We start from the raw sequence: 17,701 nt of genomic DNA, 5'->3' as shown, positions 1-17,701 counted from the left end.
TGAGGGATGCGGGCGAAGGATGGGCAGGGAGCGCCACGAGAAATGGTGCGGGGAGCAGGGACGCCGCGAGAGGTGTGCGGCGCCCGGGCACGCCGGGAGAGGCGCCGGCAGACATGACGCTGCGGGAGGTGTCAGCCCCGCTTCTTGGTGAGTAGTCCGTAGACGAACAGCACGACGACACAGCCGACGATGGCGAACAGCCACACGCCGATGGAGAAGAACCCCCCGCCGGTGAAGCCGACCATCTGGGCGATCCACCCCCCGACGAAGGCGCCGAGGACACCGAGGACGAGGGAGATGATCCATCCGCTCGGGTCGTTGCCCGGGAGGATGGCCTTGGCGATGGCACCGGCGATGAGGCCGATGATGATGACGCTGACCCAGCTCAGACCGAGCCCGGTCACCAACGGAGCGACAAGCACAGTACTCATGCCTCCACTCTAGGAGCGGCCGGTGTGGGGTGGCTCACTTTGAGGGGCTTCGGGTGATCTCCCGGGGTTCACCCCCAAGGGTCCCCGCGTCCCGGCGTGTGTCCACCGGTGGCGTCCCGGATTCAGCAGTCGGGCGGGGTGCCGGATATCAGCGGTCGGACGGGATGCCAGCGGTCGGGCGGGGTGCCGGATGCCAGCGGTCGGGCGGTGTCGCGAATGTCAGAGGAGGGGCCGGAACGGGCGCAGCAGGTCTTCGGAGGCCTTCGCCATCAGCGGCCGGCGCTGCCACTCCGGCAGGGTCAGTTCGCGGCAGTTCGTCAGGTCGGTCGAGAAGATCGTCTCCATCCGCCGGGCGACCGCCGGGTCCATGAACTCGACGTTGATCTCGTAGTTGCCCACCAGGCTCAACCGGTCGAGGTTGGCCGTCCCGATCGTCGCCCACTCCCCGTCGATGGTGGCCGTCTTGGAGTGCACCATCGCATGCTGGTAGAGGAAGAGGCGGACGCCACCGCGCAGCAGCGCCCCGTAGAAGCCCCGGGACAGCCAGTCGGCCTCGATGTGGTTCGACTCCGCCGGGATGATGATCCGGACGTCCACGCCGCGGGCCGCCGCTTTGAGGATGCCCTCAAGGAGGTCCTGGTCGGGGATCAGGTAGGCGTGGGTCAACCAGATCCGCTGGCTGGCCCGGTCGATCGCCTCCAGGTAGAGACCCCGGATCGGGTAGGTCGCGTACATCGGGACGTTGCGGTGGATCCGTGAGGCGGTGTGCCAGGCCCGGTCCCGGGGCTCGTCGAGGTGCACCCCACGGCGACCGCCGATCGCGTTCCAGTAGTCGACGAAAGCGTCGCCGAGGTCGGCCGCCACCGGGCCGGTGAGGCGTACGTGGGTGTCGCGCCAGTCGCTCGCGTAGCGCGAGCCGAGGTTGTAGCCGCCGACCCAGGCGGTCGCCAGGTCGACCACCAGCACCTTGCGATGGTTGCGGGCGAACTTCCCCAGTCGCCAGCCCCGCGGCCAGCGCAGGTAGAACGGGTGGCGTCGGGCGTGCACCGAGGCGGGGAAGGTGAAGAAGTCCTGGTCGACGACGAGGTTGGCGAAGTGGTCCCAGACGACGTACACGTCGACGCCGCGCTCGGCGGCCTCGATGAATGCGTCCTTGAAGGCCTGGCCGACCTCGTCGGCCTTCCAGATGAAGGTCTCGAAGTAGATGCTGTGCTCGGCCGACCGGATCGCCGCCAGCATGTCGTCGTAGAGGTCCTGCCCGTAGGTGAAGATCGTCGCGGTGCCCTCGGCCGTGGCGAACTCCTCTGGGGGCGTCCGCGGGAACCGCGCCGGGCCGGCGCGGCGCTTGCGCAGGTAGGCCGCCACCTGGAGCCCGGCGATGCTGATCGCCTGGAGGACGCCGACCAGAGTGAACAGCCGGGTCAGGAGCGTACGGATGCGTGGAACTGGCGTCTGCAGGAGGACCCGGACCAGGGAACCTGCCGGCCCGGTCGACGCGGGGCCTCGATGCTCTGGCATGGGAACCAAAATAGCGCCAGGGAGCATCTAGGCTTGGCGGTGCCATGAACGAAGCTGATTCGCCGACCCTGTTCCCCGCCTTCGGTGCCCTCGGGGCACCCACCCGACGCGGCTCGTCGTCGGCGGACGCGACCCGTCCCGGTGGGCGGGCCGGTGATCGCGCCGACGCGTCCCGGGCGGGGACACCGCGCGAGACCCGGAAGGAGCGTACGGGGACGGACCCGACCGGGGCAGCGTCGCCGGTCTCTGCGCAGTCGGTCTCCGGGCAGTCGGTCTCCGGGCAGTCGGTTCCCGGAGAACGGGCATCCGGGCTGCCGGGTTTCGCGCAGTCGGTCCCCGGAGAGGCCGCACCCGGGGAGCCGGCACCCGGTCAGGCCGGTGGGCGCCGGCCGGGGGGGCGCGGCCGGCACAGGGTGACGCCCGAGGAACTCGTCGACGGTCTCAACGATCCGCAGCGCGAGGCGGTGATCCACGCCGGGGCACCGGTGCTCGTCGTGGCGGGGGCGGGATCGGGCAAGACCCGGGTCCTCACCCGGCGGATCGCGTACCTGGTGGGCGTACGTGACGTCCACCCCGGCTCCATCCTGGCCATCACCTTCACCAACAAGGCGGCGGCCGAGATGCGCTCCCGGGTGGTGGACCTGGTCGGGCCGCGGGCCCGGGTGATGTGGGTGTCGACCTTCCACTCCGCCTGCGTGCGCATCCTGCGCTCCGAGATCGGGCATTTCGACCGGTCCACCAACTTCTCGATCTACGACACCGTCGACTCCAAGCGGCTGATGCAGATGATCTGCCGGGAGCGGGAACTCGACCCGAAGCGGTACCAGCCACGGGAACTGCTCAACTGGATCTCGGCGTGCAAGAACGAGCTGGTCCGCCCCGAGGGGTCCGCGAGCCGGGCGCCGCGCGGGCAGGAGGAGCTCTATCCGGGCGTCTATGCCGACTACCAGCGTCGGCTGCGGGCGGCCGAGGCGTACGACTTCGACGACCTGATCATGGAGACCGTCCGGCTGTTCCGCGAGTTCCCGGAGGTCCGCGAGAAGTACCGGCGGCGGTTCCGCCACGTGCTGGTCGACGAGTACCAGGACACCAACCCCGCCCAGTACGCGCTGGTCCGCGAACTCTGCGCGCCGAATGCGGACCGCGACCAGGAGGGGCTGGCCGAGGCCGGGATCATCCCGATGGACCCGCCCGAGCTGATGGTCGTCGGCGACTCGGACCAGTCGATCTACGCCTTCCGGGGCGCGACGATCCGCAACATCCTCGACTTCGAGAAGGACTTCCCGGGGGCCCGGACGATCCTGCTGGAGCAGAATTACCGCTCCACCCAGACCGTGCTCTCGGCCGCCAACGCGGTGATCGCGAAGAATCCGGACCGCCCGAAGAAGCGGCTGTGGTCCGACGCGGGCCAGGGGGAGAAGATCGTCGGTTACGTGGCCGACACCGAACACGGTGAGGCCCAGTTCGTCGCCGACGAGATCGACCGGCTGGTGGACGCCGGCTCGACCACGTACGGCCAGACGGCGGTGTTCTACCGGACCAACGCGCAGTCGCGTGCCTTCGAGGACGTGTTCATCCGGGTCGGGCTGCCCTATCGGGTCGTCGGCGGGGTGCGGTTCTACGAGCGCAAGGAGGTCCGCGACGCGATCGGCTACCTCAAGGCGATCGCGAACCCGCACGACGACGTCTCCGTACGCCGCGTGATCAACGAACCCAAACGAGGGATCGGCGACCGCGCCCAGGAGCTGGTGCAGCACTTCGCGGATCGGGAGCGGATCAGCTTCGGGTCGGCGTTGGAGCGGCTCGACGAGATCGAGGGGCTGGCCACCCGGTCCGCGTCGAACCTGCGGGCGTTCGCCACGATGATGGCCGACCACCGGACGATGATGGCCGAGGGAGCTGCGGCGGACGAGATCCTCGCCTCGATCCTGCAGGCTTCCGGGTACGTCGACGCGCTGCGCAACAGCACCGACCTGCAGGACGAGAGCCGACTGGAGAACCTGACCGAGTTCGTGGCGGTGGCGGAGGAGTTCGTCGCCCAGGCCCACGTCGTCGACATCGATGACGAGACCGGTCGGCCGATCGACCCGCAGACCGGCACCCCGCTCGCGGCCGACCCGGATCGGGACGGCGCCGACAATGTCGATGATGTGCCCCCGGGTGGTCCGGCCGCCGGCTCTGCCGCTGACGGGGATCGCGACGGAGACGGGGCGGCGGACGACGCGGCCCGGTCCCGGGCGCCGGGTGAGCTCGGTGGCCTCGGGGCGGGCGCCCCGGAACCGGACGACTCGCTACCGGCGTTCCTCGAGCGGATCGCACTGGTCGCCGACGCCGACGCGGTCCCTGAGGGCGACGAGGAGGGCGTGGTCACCCTGATGACGCTGCACACCGCCAAGGGCCTGGAGTTCGACACCGTCTTCCTGACCGGCTTCGAGGACGGCGTCTTCCCGCACATGCGGGCACTCGACGATCCCGACGAGCTGGAGGAGGAGCGGCGCCTCGCGTACGTGGGGATCACCCGGGCCCGCAAACGGCTGTTCCTCACCCGTGCGGTGGTCCGGACCCAGTGGGGCCAGCCGTCGTACAACCCGGCCAGCCGGTTCATCGCGGACATGCCCGAGGAGCTCCTCGACTGGCGCCGGCTGATCGAGCCGGCCGCGACCTGGGAGATCCGCGCCGCCGGCCGGACCTCGTCGGCCCGCGAGCGCACCGAGGGCGGACGGATCTTCGGCTCGGGCCAGCCCCCGCGGGGCCCGCACGTGGACGCGGTGGCGGTCGGTGATCGGGTGCTGCACACCTCGTTCGGGCTGGGCACCGTCGTCGACACCATGGGGACCGGCCAGAACGCCAAGGCCGACGTCGACTTCGGTTCCCTGGGCGTCAAGCGGCTGTCGCTGCGCCACGCCCCGATGGAGAAGCTCTGACGTACACCCCGGAACAGGGGCCCTGACGTACGCCCCGGGGACAGGGGCCCGGACCTACCACCCGGAACAGGACAAGAGCCCGGCCCCTCCAGGGGCCGGGCTCGGTCGTACGTTCCGCTGAGCGGGGGATGGTGAATCAGACGGCGACGCCGCGGGCGGCGAGCCAGGCGACCGGGTTGGCGGTGGTGTACGGGTCGCCGACGGTCTTGGCGTTCGGGTAGTACTCCCAGTGCAGGTGCGGGCCGAAGGACCGGCCGGTGATGCCGACGTAGCCGATCAGCTGCCCGGCACTGACCTGCTGGCCCAACCGTACGGTCGTGGAGGACATGTGGGCGTAGAGGGTCGCACCGCCACCGGAGTGGTCGATGACCACGTGCGTGCCGGCCCACCCGCCGCCGTTCGGGGCGGCGACGACACCGTCGGCCGCGGCGTAGATCGGCGTGCCAATGGGGGCGGGGAAGTCCTGACCGGTGTGGTAGCGCGCCCAGGAGCCGACGGCGCCGAAACGGGAGCCGAGGGTGTAGGTGCCGGGCTTCAACGGGGTCGCGGCGCCGCCGGACGTGGAGATCGAGGCCTGCGCGGCGCTGGCGCTGAGGGTGCCCTGCGGGGTGGCGGCCTGGTTCTTCAGACGATCGTTCTGGGAGGACGCGGCGTTCTTCGAGTCGTTGAGCAGGGCCGACCGCGAGGCCAGCGCCTTGTCCCGGGAGGCCACCGCAGCGGTGTCGTTGGCCGCGGACAGCTGCTTGGACCGCTCGGTCGCCAGTTGGACGCTCATCGCCGCGTCCAGTTCCGTACGGGCGGCTGTCCGTGAGGTCTGGTCGGTGGAGCGCTCCAGGCCGCCGGCCTGGCCGTCGGGCGAGGAGGCATCGGTGTTGGCGGCGCCGCCACCCGTCGGGGTGTCCGGGGCGCTCACCGGAGCCGGCTGGGCGACGTTCGGGGAGGACCCGGCGGACTGCTGACGGGCCTCGAGGGTGGCCTGGGGATTCGCGGCCTGGGCGTTGGACGTCAGGGAGATCGCGCCGGCCACGGCGAGCCCGAGGGCGGAGACGGTCAGGGCCGCCAGGCTGGTGTTGAGCGTGTGCCGATTCTCGTCGGCCTCCTCGGCCCCGGCGATCACGGCGTAACGGCCGGATGCAGCGTCGGTGCCGGACTGCTGGAAGCGGTCATGGAGAGAAGTGAAGGTGGTGCGGGTGGGCCCGATGGTCGATCCCTGCGGCTCGTCGGCGACGGCGCGTCGAGGATGCGACGAAGGTGTCGGGATCCGTGACACGTGTTCTCCTTGGTTCGGGTACCCGGACGGCGCCCGATCCCTGGTAGGTCTCCGAGTGCCGAGAGTGAACATAACGGATTGATAAAGCGAGAAACAAATCGGGGAGCCGACGGACGGGACCCCCGGTGGCCGAACGTCGAAGGATCCGCGCCGGGCCGCCGTGCGGAGTGTGAAGAAGAGCACGTTTCCCGTAGGGGGCCGAGAGGCTCGGTCGCTCGAGGGTGAGGGTGCGGGACCCGGTGGCCGGGGCCGCCGCCACGGCCACCGGTCGGCCCGCCCCGGTAGCCCCGGTCGGCGTGCCGCCATGGCCCCGGCGGGCTTGCTTCTGCAGCCTCGGTCGGTCCGCGTCGTGGCCCCTGTCGGCCCGCCCCGATGGACGGTCCGCATCGGCACGAACTGTTGACGGGGTCGCCCCACGCGTCAGAAGGGGCACGGCTAGGCTATGGCACGTGGATACGAACGTACGGATTCGAGTGGTAGTCGCCAAGCCCGGCCTTGATGGCCACGACCGCGGGGCCAAGGTTGTCGCCCGCGCCCTTCGCGATGCTGGCATGGAGGTCATCTACACCGGTCTGCACCAGACCCCGGAGCAGATCGTGCAGACCGCGATCGCCGAGGACGCCGACGGGATCGGCCTGTCGGTGCTGTCCGGTGCGCACCTGACCCTCTTCCAGGACGTCATCGAGCAGCTCAAGGCGCAGGACGCCGCCGACATCGTCGTCTTCGGCGGCGGGATCATTCCGGAGGAGGACATCCAGCCGCTCTACGACATGGGCGCTGCGCACATCTTCACCCCCGGCACCACGATGGAGAGCATCGTCGACTGGGTCAAGGAGAACGTCCACAGCCACGCCGCCTGACGGCGAGGGCGTACGCGGAACCGGGGGAGTGGCCCGGCCCGCGTGGCCATGACGAGATTCCGGCCGGCCGGTCGCTCCCCGCATGCGGGGATCGCCTGCCGGCCGTCGTCGTCCCCGGGCGATGGTTCGTGGCGGAGCGGAGGGGCGGGGTCCGTCCCGGATCCGGCGGCATTAGACTCAACGCCGTTGTATGCCCCGCGCGCCCACGCCGGGGCGCGGGCGGTGCAACCGTGCTGCCCGTCGAGGCGAAAGGATCGCGATGGATCTGTACGAGTATCAGGCCCGCGACCTGTTCGAGTCCTATGGCGTATCGGTGATGCGGGCGCAGACCGCAACCACCCCCGCCGAGGCCCGTCAGGTTGCCGAAGAACTCGGATGGCCGGCAGTCATCAAGGCGCAGGTCAAGACCGGCGGGCGTGGCAAGGCCGGAGGGGTGAAGCTGGCCCGGACGGCCGACGAGGCGCAGGAGGTGGCCGGCCAGATCCTCGGCATGGACATCAAGGGCCACACCGTCCACCGGGTGATGGTCACCGAGGGCGCCGACATCGCCGCGGAGTACTACTTCTCCATCCTCGTCGACCGCTCGGAGCGTCGCTACCTGGCGATGTGCTCGCGCAGCGGCGGCATGGACATCGAGACGCTGGCCGTCGAGCACCCCGACCAGCTGGCCCGTGTGGCGATCAGCCCGCTCGTCGGCGTCGATGCCGCCAAGGCCGCTGAGATCACCGCAGCGGCCGGCTTCGACGAGGCCGATCGCCCCGCCCTGGAGGCCATCTTCCAGAAGCTCTGGGAGGTCTTCCGCGACGAGGACGCCACCCTGGTCGAGGTCAACCCGCTGATCAGGGCCGGCGACGGTTCGATGATCGCCCTGGACGGGAAGATCACCCTGGACGACAACGCCGCCTTCCGGCACCCGGCGCACGAGGCACTGGCCGACAGCTCGGCGGTCGACCCGCTGGAGCAGAAGGCGCGCGAGCAGGGCCTCAACTACGTCAAGCTCGACGGCAACGTCGGTGTCATCGGCAACGGTGCGGGCCTGATGATGAGCACCCTCGATGTCGTGGCGTACGCCGGCGAGGATCTGCCCGGCAAGCCCCGCCCGGCGAACTTCCTCGACATCGGCGGCGGCGCCTCCGCCGAGGTGATGGCCAACGGCCTCTCCCTCATCCTGTCCGACGCCGACGTGAAGAGTGTGTTCGTCAACGTCTACGGCGGCATCACTTCCTGCGAGCAGGTGGCCCAGGGCATCGTGCAGGCCCTCGAGCTGCTCGGCGAGCGGGCGAACAAGCCGCTGGTGCTGCGTCTCGACGGCAACAACGCGGCCGGTGGCCGCCAGGTGCTGCGCAAGGCGCGCGAACGACTGGCCGGTGTCGTGGTGATCGCCACCACCATGGACGGCGGCGCCCGGATGGCCGCCCAGCTGGCGGCCGGCGTGGCCACCGTCGAAGAACTTCGCGATGCCCCGGAAGGCAAGAACTGATGACCATCCTTCTCGACTCCAACTCCAAGATCGTCGTCCAGGGCCTCACCGGCTCCGAGGGGCGCAAGCACGGTCAGCTGATGCTCGCCTCCGGCGCCAAGGTCGTCGCGGGCACCAACCCGAAGAAGGCCGGCCAGGCACTGGACTTCTCCTGGGCCGGCGGCCACGCCTCCGTGCCGATCCGGGCGACCGTGGCCGAGGCCATGGAGAAGGACGGGGCGAACGTCTCGGTCATCTTCGTCCCGGCCAAGTTCACCAAGGGCGCGGTCATCGAGGCCGTGGACGCGGGGATCCCGCTCATCGTCGTGATCACCGAGGGTGTCCCGGTCCACGACACCGCCGAGTTCTACACGTACGCCAAGGAGAAGGGCACCAGCCGCATCCTCGGCCCGAACTGCCCCGGCATCCAGTCGCCGGGTGAGTCCAACGCGGGGATCATCCCGTCCGGCATCACCGGCCCCGGCCCGATCGGGCTGGTGTCGAAGTCGGGCACCCTGACGTACCAGATGATGTTCGAGCTGCGTGAGATCGGCATCTCCACCGCCGTCGGCATCGGTGGCGACCCGATCATCGGCACCACCCACGTGGAGGCGCTCGAGGCGTTCGAGGCCGATCCCGAGACCAAGGTCATCGTGATGATCGGCGAGATCGGCGGCGACGCCGAGGAGCGCGCCGCGGCCTACATCAAGGAGAACGTGACGAAGCCGGTCGTGGCGTACGTCGCCGGCTTCACCGCGCCGAAGGGGAAGACGATGGGCCATGCCGGCGCCATCGTCTCCGGCTCCGCGGGCACCGCGCAGGCCAAGAAGGAAGCCCTCGAGGCTGTCGGTGTCCGGGTGGGCAACACCCCCTCGCAGACCGCCGAGCTCGCCAAGGAGCTGATCGCCGAGCTGGGTCTGTGAGGCACTGACCGGCCGCCGACGATCACCGTCGGCACCGTAGAAGGACAGCGGACGAGGGGCTCCCGGGATTTCCCGGGAGCCCCTCGTGCCGATTCCGTGCTGCTGGCGTCGTCTCGTCCTGTGCCACGGCGGGCGGTGTCACGGCGGGCCGTCGCGGGGCGCTCGTCCGCGTCACAAGGCCGTCGGTCGGCAAGCCATCACTCGCCGACGCGCGGCGGTCGTGGCGTACGACCTCTACAGGGTGAGGCTGAGGCGCACCCCGGAGCGGTCGCCGATGGACTTCCACTGGCCGTTGTCGAAGTCGAACGAGTCGCCGGTCGGTGCCAGGAGGTAGATCACCGTGTTGTCGACCTGCGCCAGGGCGAGGCGGTACTTCTGCTTCGACGTCTGGTTCACCTGCTGGGTGACGACCCAGGTGCGGCCGGTGACGTCCTTGCCGCCGGCGCCCGGCGCAGCGAGGTCGTCGGTCTTCTGCACCTTGGCGGTCAGCATCGCCTTCTCGCAGCCGTCGATCGACCCGCTGATGTCCTTGACCAGGGAGTCGGCCGACGCGCGGTCGGGGAAGGTCAGCACGTACTCGTCGACGCCGAAGGTCTGCGGAGCCGCGGCGTCCTCCTGCAGCAGGTAGGCCCGGTGCTTGCGCGCCGTCGGGCCGGCCACATTGGCCAGGTCCTTGCCCTCGCACTGGCTGCCGATGAAGTCGAAACTGGTCGACGGGTCGGTGGCGCCCCAGCGTCCGGTCCCGGCGGTGATCCGTGGCAGATCCGCGGTGGCCAGGAACTCGGGGTTGGCCGCCGTCTTCGGCGGGATCCCCGCGCTTGCGGTCGGGTCGGTGGGGCAGGCACCGCCGGCCGCGTGGCACGTACGGCCCACAGCGGTGCCGAGGAGTCCGGCGACGACGGCGCCGTCCGGGGTCGTGTTCGGCTTGCTGGCGTCGACGATGGTGATCACCGAACCGCTGCGGCTCAGCATCACCGTGTGGTGGACCGAGGTCTTGTCCTGCACGATCGCGGACACGCCGGCCGAGCTGTCGCCGACGTTGCTCACCGTCCAGCCGCCCTCCAGGTAGCTGACCGGACGCTCGCAGCCACCCAGTTGGGCGGTCCAGATCGCTGCGGCGGTGGTGGCGTCCTGGGCGGAGGCGAACTGGACGGCCTCGTTGAGGAGATTGGTGTTGGGGTCCCCCCCACCCTGGATGTTGCGGATCATCGTGGCCTGGGGGAGCGGAACGCCCTGGGCATCGGTGGTCAGGCAGTTCGGCCGAGGTGCGTTCGAATCGGCCCTGGTCTGGGTGAGGGTCTCGGCCCAGGTCGTCTTGTCGTCGAGCCGGCGGGCGTCGTCGGCGGTGAGCATCGCGGCCGCCGAGAGGACCGGAGCACCGGTGACCGTCTGGGGGCCGGTCGCCGTCGGGCCGGACATCCGTGCGCGGAACAGCACGGTCGTGACGATGACACCGACCACCACCACGAGCGCGATCGCGCCGATGATGATGTTGCGCCGGGTGAGCCATGCGCTGATCCCCCCGCCGTCCATGGCGCGCGAGGGACCCCGGCCGCGCGGCGGCGGTGTCCCGCCTCCGCCCCCGCCTGCCGTCGGCGCGGCGGAGGACGTGTCGGGGGCGGACGTGCTCGGGGTGGCGGGAGCGGGTCCGGTCGGCGACGGGGTCCCGGCACCGGAGGTGGTGGAGTCACCCATGGCGTCGACCGCGGGGAGGCTGCTGGTGGTGTCCGTGGCGGGGATCCGTCCGGTGGCCCCGACCGCCGGGGTCAGACCAGTGGTGTCGTACGTCCGACCGGACGGCGGGGACGCCGGGGACGCCGCGGCACTCGGCGGGCGCCACATCTCCTGCTCGGCCGTGATGGCCGGGGTGATGCCGGTCTCGGTCAAGGACTGGGGGAGATCGTTCGGTGGGGTCGCCGGCGACTGGGCGCGTCGGGACGGACGGGCCGTCGGGGTCGGGGTGGTCGGTGTCGTCGCGGCCGGCGGCGGGGTGGCCGGTTTTGCTCCGGTCGGTGTCGTGGTGGCCGGCGGTGTCGCGGGCGGCGGGGTGGCCGGGGTAGCCGTACGCCACGGGCTGGCCGCTCGGGCCGGACCCACCGGGCTGGTGGGACTGGTGGGCAACCCGGGCGCACTCTGGGCGGGCGTGAGGCCGGTGGTCCACGGCGAGGGCTCGCCGGACGGGCCCGACGCGCCGGAGGCCGGCTGGGCCGGGGCCGCGCTGCGCTGTGGCTGTGGGCCGGACCCGCGGGTCGGGCCGGTCGGGCTGGTGGGGCTCAGCGGCCGGTCGGGGCCGGGGCTGCGATAGGGACTCGCGCTCGGTGACGGGCTCTCACCTGCCGACGGGCTCTCACCGACGGCGGGGGTCATGGGCCGGGCAGGACGTGCCGGCGCGGCGGGGCCCGCCGCAGGGTGGTCCTCCTCGGGAAGCGGGCCCAGGGAGCGACGTGCTCGCTTGGGCTGTTCGCCGCCCGCGTTCTCGGGGCGCTGCGGACCGTCCTCGGGCGGCGGGGATGCCGCACGACGGGGCCGAGGCGCCTCGGACACGTTGTCGTCCACTTCAGTCCTTCCAGTCCTGCCGCCGATCCGGTGAGCGAACGGAGCCGGAGGCGGCGGAGCGACGCCGGGCGGCGCCGTCACGACGCATCATTCCGGACGGTCACTGATCGCCTTGACATTACCCGGTGGGGCGTGTCCTTTGCGACCCATCCCCTCCCCGCAGGACAGCATGGACACCGACATGAGCCAGAACCGCAACATCCCACCGCGCACCCGTCCGGACCTCGGCCGGCCCGACCGGGCCCGCCGGACACCCCGGGACGGGCGTGCCCGTACGCCCGACCCCCAGCGCGACGACATCGTCGAGGGCGTCACCGGCGTACGCCCGGAACTGCCGCCCACCGAGGTGCCGCTGACGACGACTCCGGCCCGCCGGTCGGGCTGGCTCGGCATCCCGGCCGCCGCCGCGCTGGCCGCGGCGATCGGCTGGGTCGCCGTCACCGCAGTGGCCTCCCTGGCCTGGCTGACCGCGCCGGTCGGATCGTACGGGGCCGTGGTGGCCGCCTCGACACAGATCTGGCTGGCCGGCCACGGCGGTGGCCTGTACCTCGGCGGCACCCGGTGGACCCTGGTCCCGTACGGCCTCACCCTGCTGCTGCTCTGGCTGGTGGCGCTGGTCAGCCGCGAGGTGATGCGCCGGCAGCACGCCGTGGACGGGACCCCACCACCGGTCCGGCTGCTCCACGGCGGGCTGGTCGCGCTCGGCTACGCCGCCGTCGTCGGTGCCGTCGGGTTCGCCGCCGGCCACCCCGGCCAGGGCGCCCGGGCGTTCGGCGGCGCCTTCGTGATCGCCGCGCTGGCGGTCCGGTGGGCGGGTGCCCGGACCTCCGGGCGGCACCCGGGCGCTCGGTGGTCCGGCCGGGGACGGCAGCTGATGCGCGCGCTGGCTGTCGGCCTGCTCACTCTCACCGTCGTCGGCTCGGCAGCCGTGGTCACCGGCCTGCTGGTCCACCAGGGCCAGCTGGCCGTCCTCACCAACGCCCTCGGCGGTGGCCCCCTCGGCGGCCTCGGGGCGATCATCGTCCAGGCCATGTACCTGCCCACCTTCATCGTGTGGGCGGTCAGCTACACCCTCGGTGCCGGGTTCGAGCTCGGCGACGGATCGCTGGTCGCGCCCAGCGACACCCACCTGGGTCTGCTGCCCGGCTGGCCGATCACCGCCGCGCTGCCGGGCACCGGGGCGGGGAGCTACCTCAATCTGCTGTGGTTGGCCGGCGGCCTGGTGGCCGGCGGCCTCACCGCCTGGGTGTACCTGCGCGACACCCGATGGACACGGCCCGACACCGGCACAGTGCTCGGGGGCGGGGTCGGTCTGCTCCTCGGGCTGCTGGCGGCGGGGACCGGCCTGCTCACCCGGGGCGATCTCGGGGTCTCGCGCCTCGTCGGGCTGGGGCCGCGCCCGCTCGAACTGCTGGTGCTCGCCGTCACCCTGGCCACCTGCGGCGGCCTGCTCACCGGACTGGGCGTCGGCATCTCCCGCTGGCTGAACGCCCGCCGGAGCGCCCGGGCCTCGGCGTCGGTGGAGCTGACCGGCACCCTGCGCGGTCCGGGCGTCCCCGCCGGGACCGCCCCAGCCGGCGGTGCATCCGAAGGGACCGCAGCCCGCAGCGCATCCGACACGGCGCCGGCGGTCGGCGGCGACCCGTCCTCGGGAACGGACCAGGCTGACCATCGGGGCCCGGCTGAGTAGGCTGCCCCCCGTGGCGTTCTCGGTTGTCGTCCTCGTGTCCGGCTCGGGCACCCTGTTGCAGTCCCTGCTCGATGCCTGCGCCGACCCCGCCTGGGCCGCAGCCCACGACGTCAGGGTGGTGGCCGTCGGGGCCGACCGCGAGAGCGCGTACGGGCTGGAGCGGGGCCGCGCCGCGGGGATCCCCACCTTCGTCGTCCCGCTGCGCAAGGGCGACGACCGGACCGCCTGGGACCGGACCCTGACCGACACGGTCGCCGCGTACGCCCCGGACCTCGTCGTCAGTGCCGGCTTCATGAAGCTCGTCGGCCCCACATTCCTCGAGCGATTCGGTGGCCGGATGATCAACACCCACCCGGCGCTGCTGCCGTCCTTCCCCGGCACGCACGGGCCGCGTGACGCCCTGACGTACGGTGTCAAGGTGTCCGGGGCCACCGTCTTCTTCGTCGACGAGGGCGTCGACACCGGGTCGATCATCGCCCAGGCGGCCGTCCCGGTGCTCCCCGCCGACACCGTCGAGACCCTGCACGAGCGAATCAAGGTCGAGGAACGCCGCCTCCTCGTCGAAGCCGTCGCCGAGCTGGCCGACACGGCCGATCATGCCGACCAGACCGATCATGCCGACCAGACTGACCGGGCCGAGCTGGCCGACCGCGCCGCCCCGCCCGCCTGAGCCGCCGTCCCCCTGCCGGACCGGCGATCCCACCCGGGGCCGGCCGCCGAAGACTTCCACCGTCCCGACCACCCACGGAAGAAGGTCCGATGTCCGCAACGCCCGAGCGGCTCCCCATCAAGCGAGCCCTGGTGTCCGTCTACGACAAGACAGGTCTGGAGGAGCTCGGCCAGGCCCTGGCCGCGGCCGGCGTCGAGGTCGTCTCGACCGGCTCCACCGCCAAGAAGCTCGCCGGGGCAGGCGTCCCGGTCATCCCGGTCGAGGACGTGACCGGCTTCCCCGAGTGCCTCGACGGCCGGGTCAAGACCCTCCACCCCAAGATCCATGCGGGCATCCTGGCCGACCGTCGGCTGCAGTCCCATCGCGACCAGCTGGTCGAGCTCGAGGTCGCCCCCTTCGACGTGGTCGTGTCCAACCTCTACCCGTTCCGGGAGACGGTCGCCTCCGGCGCCACCCCCGATGAGTGCGTCGAGCAGATCGACATCGGCGGACCGTCGATGGTGCGGGCAGCCGCCAAGAACCACCCCAGCGTCGCGATCATCACCTCGGCCGACCAGTACGAGGACCTCAAGCGGGCCCTGACCGAGGGCGGGTACACGCTGGCCGAGCGCCAGCAGCTCGCCGCAGCGGCCTTCGTGCACACCGCCGAGTACGACATCGCGGTGGCCTCCTGGATGGGCTCGGTCCTCACCGATTCCTCCGCGGGTGACGGCTTCCCCGCCTGGGTCGGTGGCTCCTGGACCAAGCAGGGGACCCTGCGCTACGGCGAGAACTCCCACCAGGCCGCCGCGCTCTATGCCAGCCAGGACGGGCCGCAGGGCCTGACCCAGGCCGTACAGCACCACGGCAAGGCGATGTCGTACAACAACTACACCGACGGTGACGCCGCCTACCGGGCCGCGTACGACTTCGCGGAGCCGGCCGTCGCGATCATGAAGCACGCCAACCCGTGCGGCATCGCGGTCGGCACCGACATCGCCGACGCCCACGCCAAGGCCCATGCGTGCGATCCGCTGTCCGCGTTCGGCGGGGTGATCGCCACCAACCGGCCGGTCTCGGTCGCGATGGCCGAGAAGGTCAAGGACATCTTCACCGAGGTGCTGATCGCCCCCGGCTACGAGGACGGCGCGCTGGAGATCCTCTCGACCAAGAAGAACATCCGGCTGCTCACCGCCCCCGCGTACACCCACCGGCCGGTCGACCTGCGGCCGATCTCCGGTGGCGCGCTGCTGCAGCAGCCCGACCGGATCGACGCCGCGGGCGACGATCCGGCCAATTGGCAGCTCGTCGCCGGCGAGGCCGCCGACGAGGCCACCCTGCGCGACCTGCTGTTCGCCTGGAAGGCCTGCCGATCGGTGAAGTCCAATGCCATCCTGCTGGCCAGCGGCGGTGCCTCCGTCGGTGTCGGCATGGGCCAGGTCAACCGCGTCGACTCCTGCAAGCTCGCCGTTGCGCGGGCCGGTGATCGGGCCGCCGGGTCGGTCGCGGCCTCCGACGCGTTCTTCCCGTTCAGCGACGGGCCGCAGATCCTCATCGACGCCGAGGTCAAGGCGATCGTGCAGCCCGGCGGCTCGATCCGCGACGAGCAGACCATCGAGGCCGCCAAGGCGGCCGGAGTGACGATGTACGTCACCGGGACCCGGCACTTCTTCCACTGATCAGGCTCCGGCGGGCAGCGCCCGTCGGATCGGCCGGGCCCACCCTCCGGGGCGGGCCCGGCCGTGTCGTTCCCGGTGGGCCCGTCGGTCCGGTGCGGTCGGGGACACTAGGCTGTTCGCGTGCGGCGGACGGCCCCGGACGTACGTCACACCTCGACCACCCGGCGGAGGAGGAGCCCGATGACGGCAACGAAGATGGACGGCAAGATCGCCGCGGCGGCGATCAAGAAGGACCTCAAGGCCCGCGTGGCCGGCCTCGTCGAGAAGGGTGTCACTCCCGGTCTCGGCACCGTGCTGGTCGGGGACGACCCGGGAAGCCATGCGTACGTCCGCGGCAAGCACCGTGACTGCGCCGAGGTCGGCATCGCCTCCATCCGCGTCGACCTGCCGGAGGACACCACCGCCGAGCGGCTCGCCGAGGAGATCGCCCGGCTCAACGCGGACCCGGCCTGCACCGGCTACATCGTGCAGCTGCCGCTGCCGGCCCATCTCGATGACAACTGGGCCCTCGAGCAGATCGACCCGGACAAGGACGCGGACGGTCTGCACCCGACGAACCTGGGCCGGCTGGTGCTCGGTGTCGAGGCACCGCTGCCCTGCACCCCCCGCGGCATCGTCGATCTGCTGCGTCGCCACGACGTCGAGCTCAAGGGTGCCGAGGTCTGCATCGTCGGCCGCGGGACGACCGTGGGCCGCCCGCTCGGCCTGCTGCTGACCCGCCGCACCGAGAACGCCACCGTGACCCTCTGCCACACCGGTACGCGTGACCTCGCCGCTCACACCCGTCGCGCCGACATCGTCGTGGGTGCGGCCGGCAGCCCTGGCCTGATCACCGCCGACATGATCAAGCCCGGCGCGGTGCTGGTCGACGTCGGCATGACCCGGACCGAGGCAGGCCTGGTCGGCGACTTCGATCCGTCCGTGTGGGAGGTCGCCTCGAAGGTGGCCCCGACGCCGGGCGGCGTCGGACTGATGACCCGGGCGATGCTGCTGGCCAACGTGGTCGAGCGGGCGGAGAAGCTCGCCCGGTGAGCCGCCCCGCCACCGGGGACACTCCCGGGGACTCGCCGCTCGGTGATCGGGACACGCCGTTCGGCTCCACGGCTGCGCCGTTCGGCTCAGGAAGCCGGCTCTCCGGCTCGGGAGACCGGTCGTTCGGCTCGCCGGACGGCTCCCGCAGGCCGGCCGACGCGCCGCGGGACGATGACGCCGCCGGGGTCGACACGCCCGCAGCGGTCCCGTCCCCGCCGCCGGGGCCCGAGAACATCCCGTTGGTCCCCGATCCGCCCGCGCCGGGGACCCTGCCGCCGGCCGGGGTGCCCTTCACCGGCAAGGAACGTCTCCGGCGCGACCCCGGGCTGGGCCGGACCTGGCTGGCGATCGTCGTGGCCATCATGGGGGTGGGGGTGATCCTGATCGCCCTCGGGCTGTGGCAGGCGGGCAGCTGCGTGATCGGAGCCGGGATGATCGTCGGTGCCGTGATGCGCTTCAGCATCCCCTCCGGCGAGGTCGGCCTGCTGCGCGTCCGCGGCCGGATCTTCGACGGCCTGTGGATGCTCGCCATCGGGATCGGCATCATCGCGATGGTGCTGGCCCGCTCCTGACGCGCGGGATCGCGCCGGTGCCGGTGCCGGTGCCGTGACCACCGGGTGCTGACCGGGATCGCCCACTGCCGACGTTGCGGGCTGACATGGCGGGGGTCCGCTGGGAACAGATACGCAAGAGGGGTGGGAGCCATATGG

At 71.7% G+C, this 17,701-nt stretch carries 14 protein-coding genes; 10 read left to right on the top strand and 4 right to left on the bottom strand.

What is annotated here, in order from left to right; genetic code table 11:
- Window positions 1-131: 131 nt before the first annotated feature.
- Both VB059_RS12100 and VB059_RS12095 read right to left on the bottom strand, forming a co-directional pair.
- Window positions 132-431, bottom strand: coding sequence for a GlsB/YeaQ/YmgE family stress response membrane protein (locus VB059_RS12100; RefSeq protein WP_323422279.1), 300 nt, complete (start codon window positions 429-431; stop codon window positions 132-134).
- A 219-nt stretch (window positions 432-650) separates the two neighbouring features.
- Entirely contained in the window at window positions 651-1,949 is a 1,299-nt protein-coding gene (locus tag VB059_RS12095) for a phospholipase D-like domain-containing protein (RefSeq protein WP_323422278.1), read from the bottom strand.
- 44 nt (window positions 1,950-1,993) lie between these two features.
- Here VB059_RS12095 and VB059_RS12090 point away from each other — a divergent pair, with 44 nt between their 5' ends.
- A complete protein-coding gene (locus VB059_RS12090) occupies window positions 1,994-4,873 on the top strand; it encodes a UvrD-helicase domain-containing protein (RefSeq protein ID WP_323422277.1) in 2,880 nt (959 codons plus the stop codon).
- Window positions 4,874-5,009: 136 nt separating this feature from the next.
- Here VB059_RS12090 and VB059_RS12085 read toward each other — a convergent pair whose 3' ends face one another.
- On the bottom strand, window positions 5,010-6,143 hold the full coding sequence (locus VB059_RS12085) for a peptidoglycan DD-metalloendopeptidase family protein (protein ID WP_323422276.1): 1,134 nt from the start codon (window positions 6,141-6,143) through the stop codon (window positions 5,010-5,012).
- A 221-nt stretch (window positions 6,144-6,364) separates the two neighbouring features.
- On the opposite strand from VB059_RS12085, the gene VB059_RS12080 reads away from it, so the two are divergent.
- From VB059_RS12080 to sucD, 3 genes are all read left to right on the top strand, one after another.
- Entirely contained in the window at window positions 6,365-7,003 is a 639-nt protein-coding gene (locus VB059_RS12080) for a cobalamin B12-binding domain-containing protein (protein ID WP_323422275.1), read from the top strand.
- A gap of 259 nt (window positions 7,004-7,262) precedes the next feature.
- The gene (gene sucC / locus VB059_RS12075) at window positions 7,263-8,483 is read left to right on the top strand and encodes an ADP-forming succinate--CoA ligase subunit beta (RefSeq protein ID WP_323422274.1); all 1,221 of its coding nucleotides are present in this window, start codon (window positions 7,263-7,265) and stop codon (window positions 8,481-8,483) included.
- Window positions 8,483-9,385 (top strand): succinate--CoA ligase subunit alpha, encoded by a 903-nt coding sequence (sucD, locus tag VB059_RS12070; RefSeq protein ID WP_323422273.1) that lies wholly within the window; start codon window positions 8,483-8,485, stop codon window positions 9,383-9,385. Before sucC ends, sucD begins: the two co-directional genes overlap by 1 nt.
- Before the next feature lie 234 nt (window positions 9,386-9,619).
- Here sucD and VB059_RS12065 read toward each other — a convergent pair whose 3' ends face one another.
- Window positions 9,620-10,918: a hypothetical protein gene (locus tag VB059_RS12065; protein WP_323422272.1), complete on the bottom strand. Its 1,299-nt coding sequence runs from the start codon at window positions 10,916-10,918 to the stop codon at window positions 9,620-9,622.
- A 160-nt stretch (window positions 10,919-11,078) separates the two neighbouring features.
- On the opposite strand from VB059_RS12065, the gene VB059_RS12060 reads away from it, so the two are divergent.
- The 6 genes from VB059_RS12060 (at window position 11,079) to VB059_RS12035 (ending at window position 17,563) form a co-directional block, all read left to right on the top strand.
- Window positions 11,079-11,690 (top strand): hypothetical protein, encoded by a 612-nt coding sequence (locus VB059_RS12060; RefSeq protein WP_323422271.1) that lies wholly within the window; start codon window positions 11,079-11,081, stop codon window positions 11,688-11,690.
- A 432-nt stretch (window positions 11,691-12,122) separates the two neighbouring features.
- A complete protein-coding gene (locus VB059_RS12055) occupies window positions 12,123-13,631 on the top strand; it encodes a DUF6350 family protein (RefSeq protein ID WP_323422270.1) in 1,509 nt (502 codons plus the stop codon).
- Between the two features lie 10 nt (window positions 13,632-13,641).
- Entirely contained in the window at window positions 13,642-14,301 is a 660-nt protein-coding gene (gene purN, locus VB059_RS12050) for a phosphoribosylglycinamide formyltransferase (protein WP_323422269.1), read from the top strand.
- Window positions 14,302-14,390: 89 nt separating this feature from the next.
- On the top strand, window positions 14,391-15,959 hold the full coding sequence (gene purH, locus VB059_RS12045; RefSeq protein ID WP_323422268.1) for a bifunctional phosphoribosylaminoimidazolecarboxamide formyltransferase/IMP cyclohydrolase: 1,569 nt from the start codon (window positions 14,391-14,393) through the stop codon (window positions 15,957-15,959).
- Window positions 15,960-16,139: 180 nt separating this feature from the next.
- On the top strand, window positions 16,140-16,991 hold the full coding sequence (locus VB059_RS12040; protein ID WP_323422267.1) for a bifunctional methylenetetrahydrofolate dehydrogenase/methenyltetrahydrofolate cyclohydrolase: 852 nt from the start codon (window positions 16,140-16,142) through the stop codon (window positions 16,989-16,991).
- Entirely contained in the window at window positions 16,988-17,563 is a 576-nt protein-coding gene (locus VB059_RS12035; RefSeq protein WP_323422266.1) for a DUF3017 domain-containing protein, read from the top strand. The genes VB059_RS12040 and VB059_RS12035 overlap by 4 nt, the downstream gene beginning before the upstream one ends.
- Window positions 17,564-17,701: the final 138 nt, after the last annotated feature.

The organism is Raineyella sp. (assembly GCF_034933565.1).
In the GTDB taxonomy this organism is placed as follows: domain Bacteria; phylum Actinomycetota; class Actinomycetes; order Propionibacteriales; family Propionibacteriaceae; genus Raineyella.
This window is presented reverse-complemented; position numbering and strand designations above follow the sequence as displayed.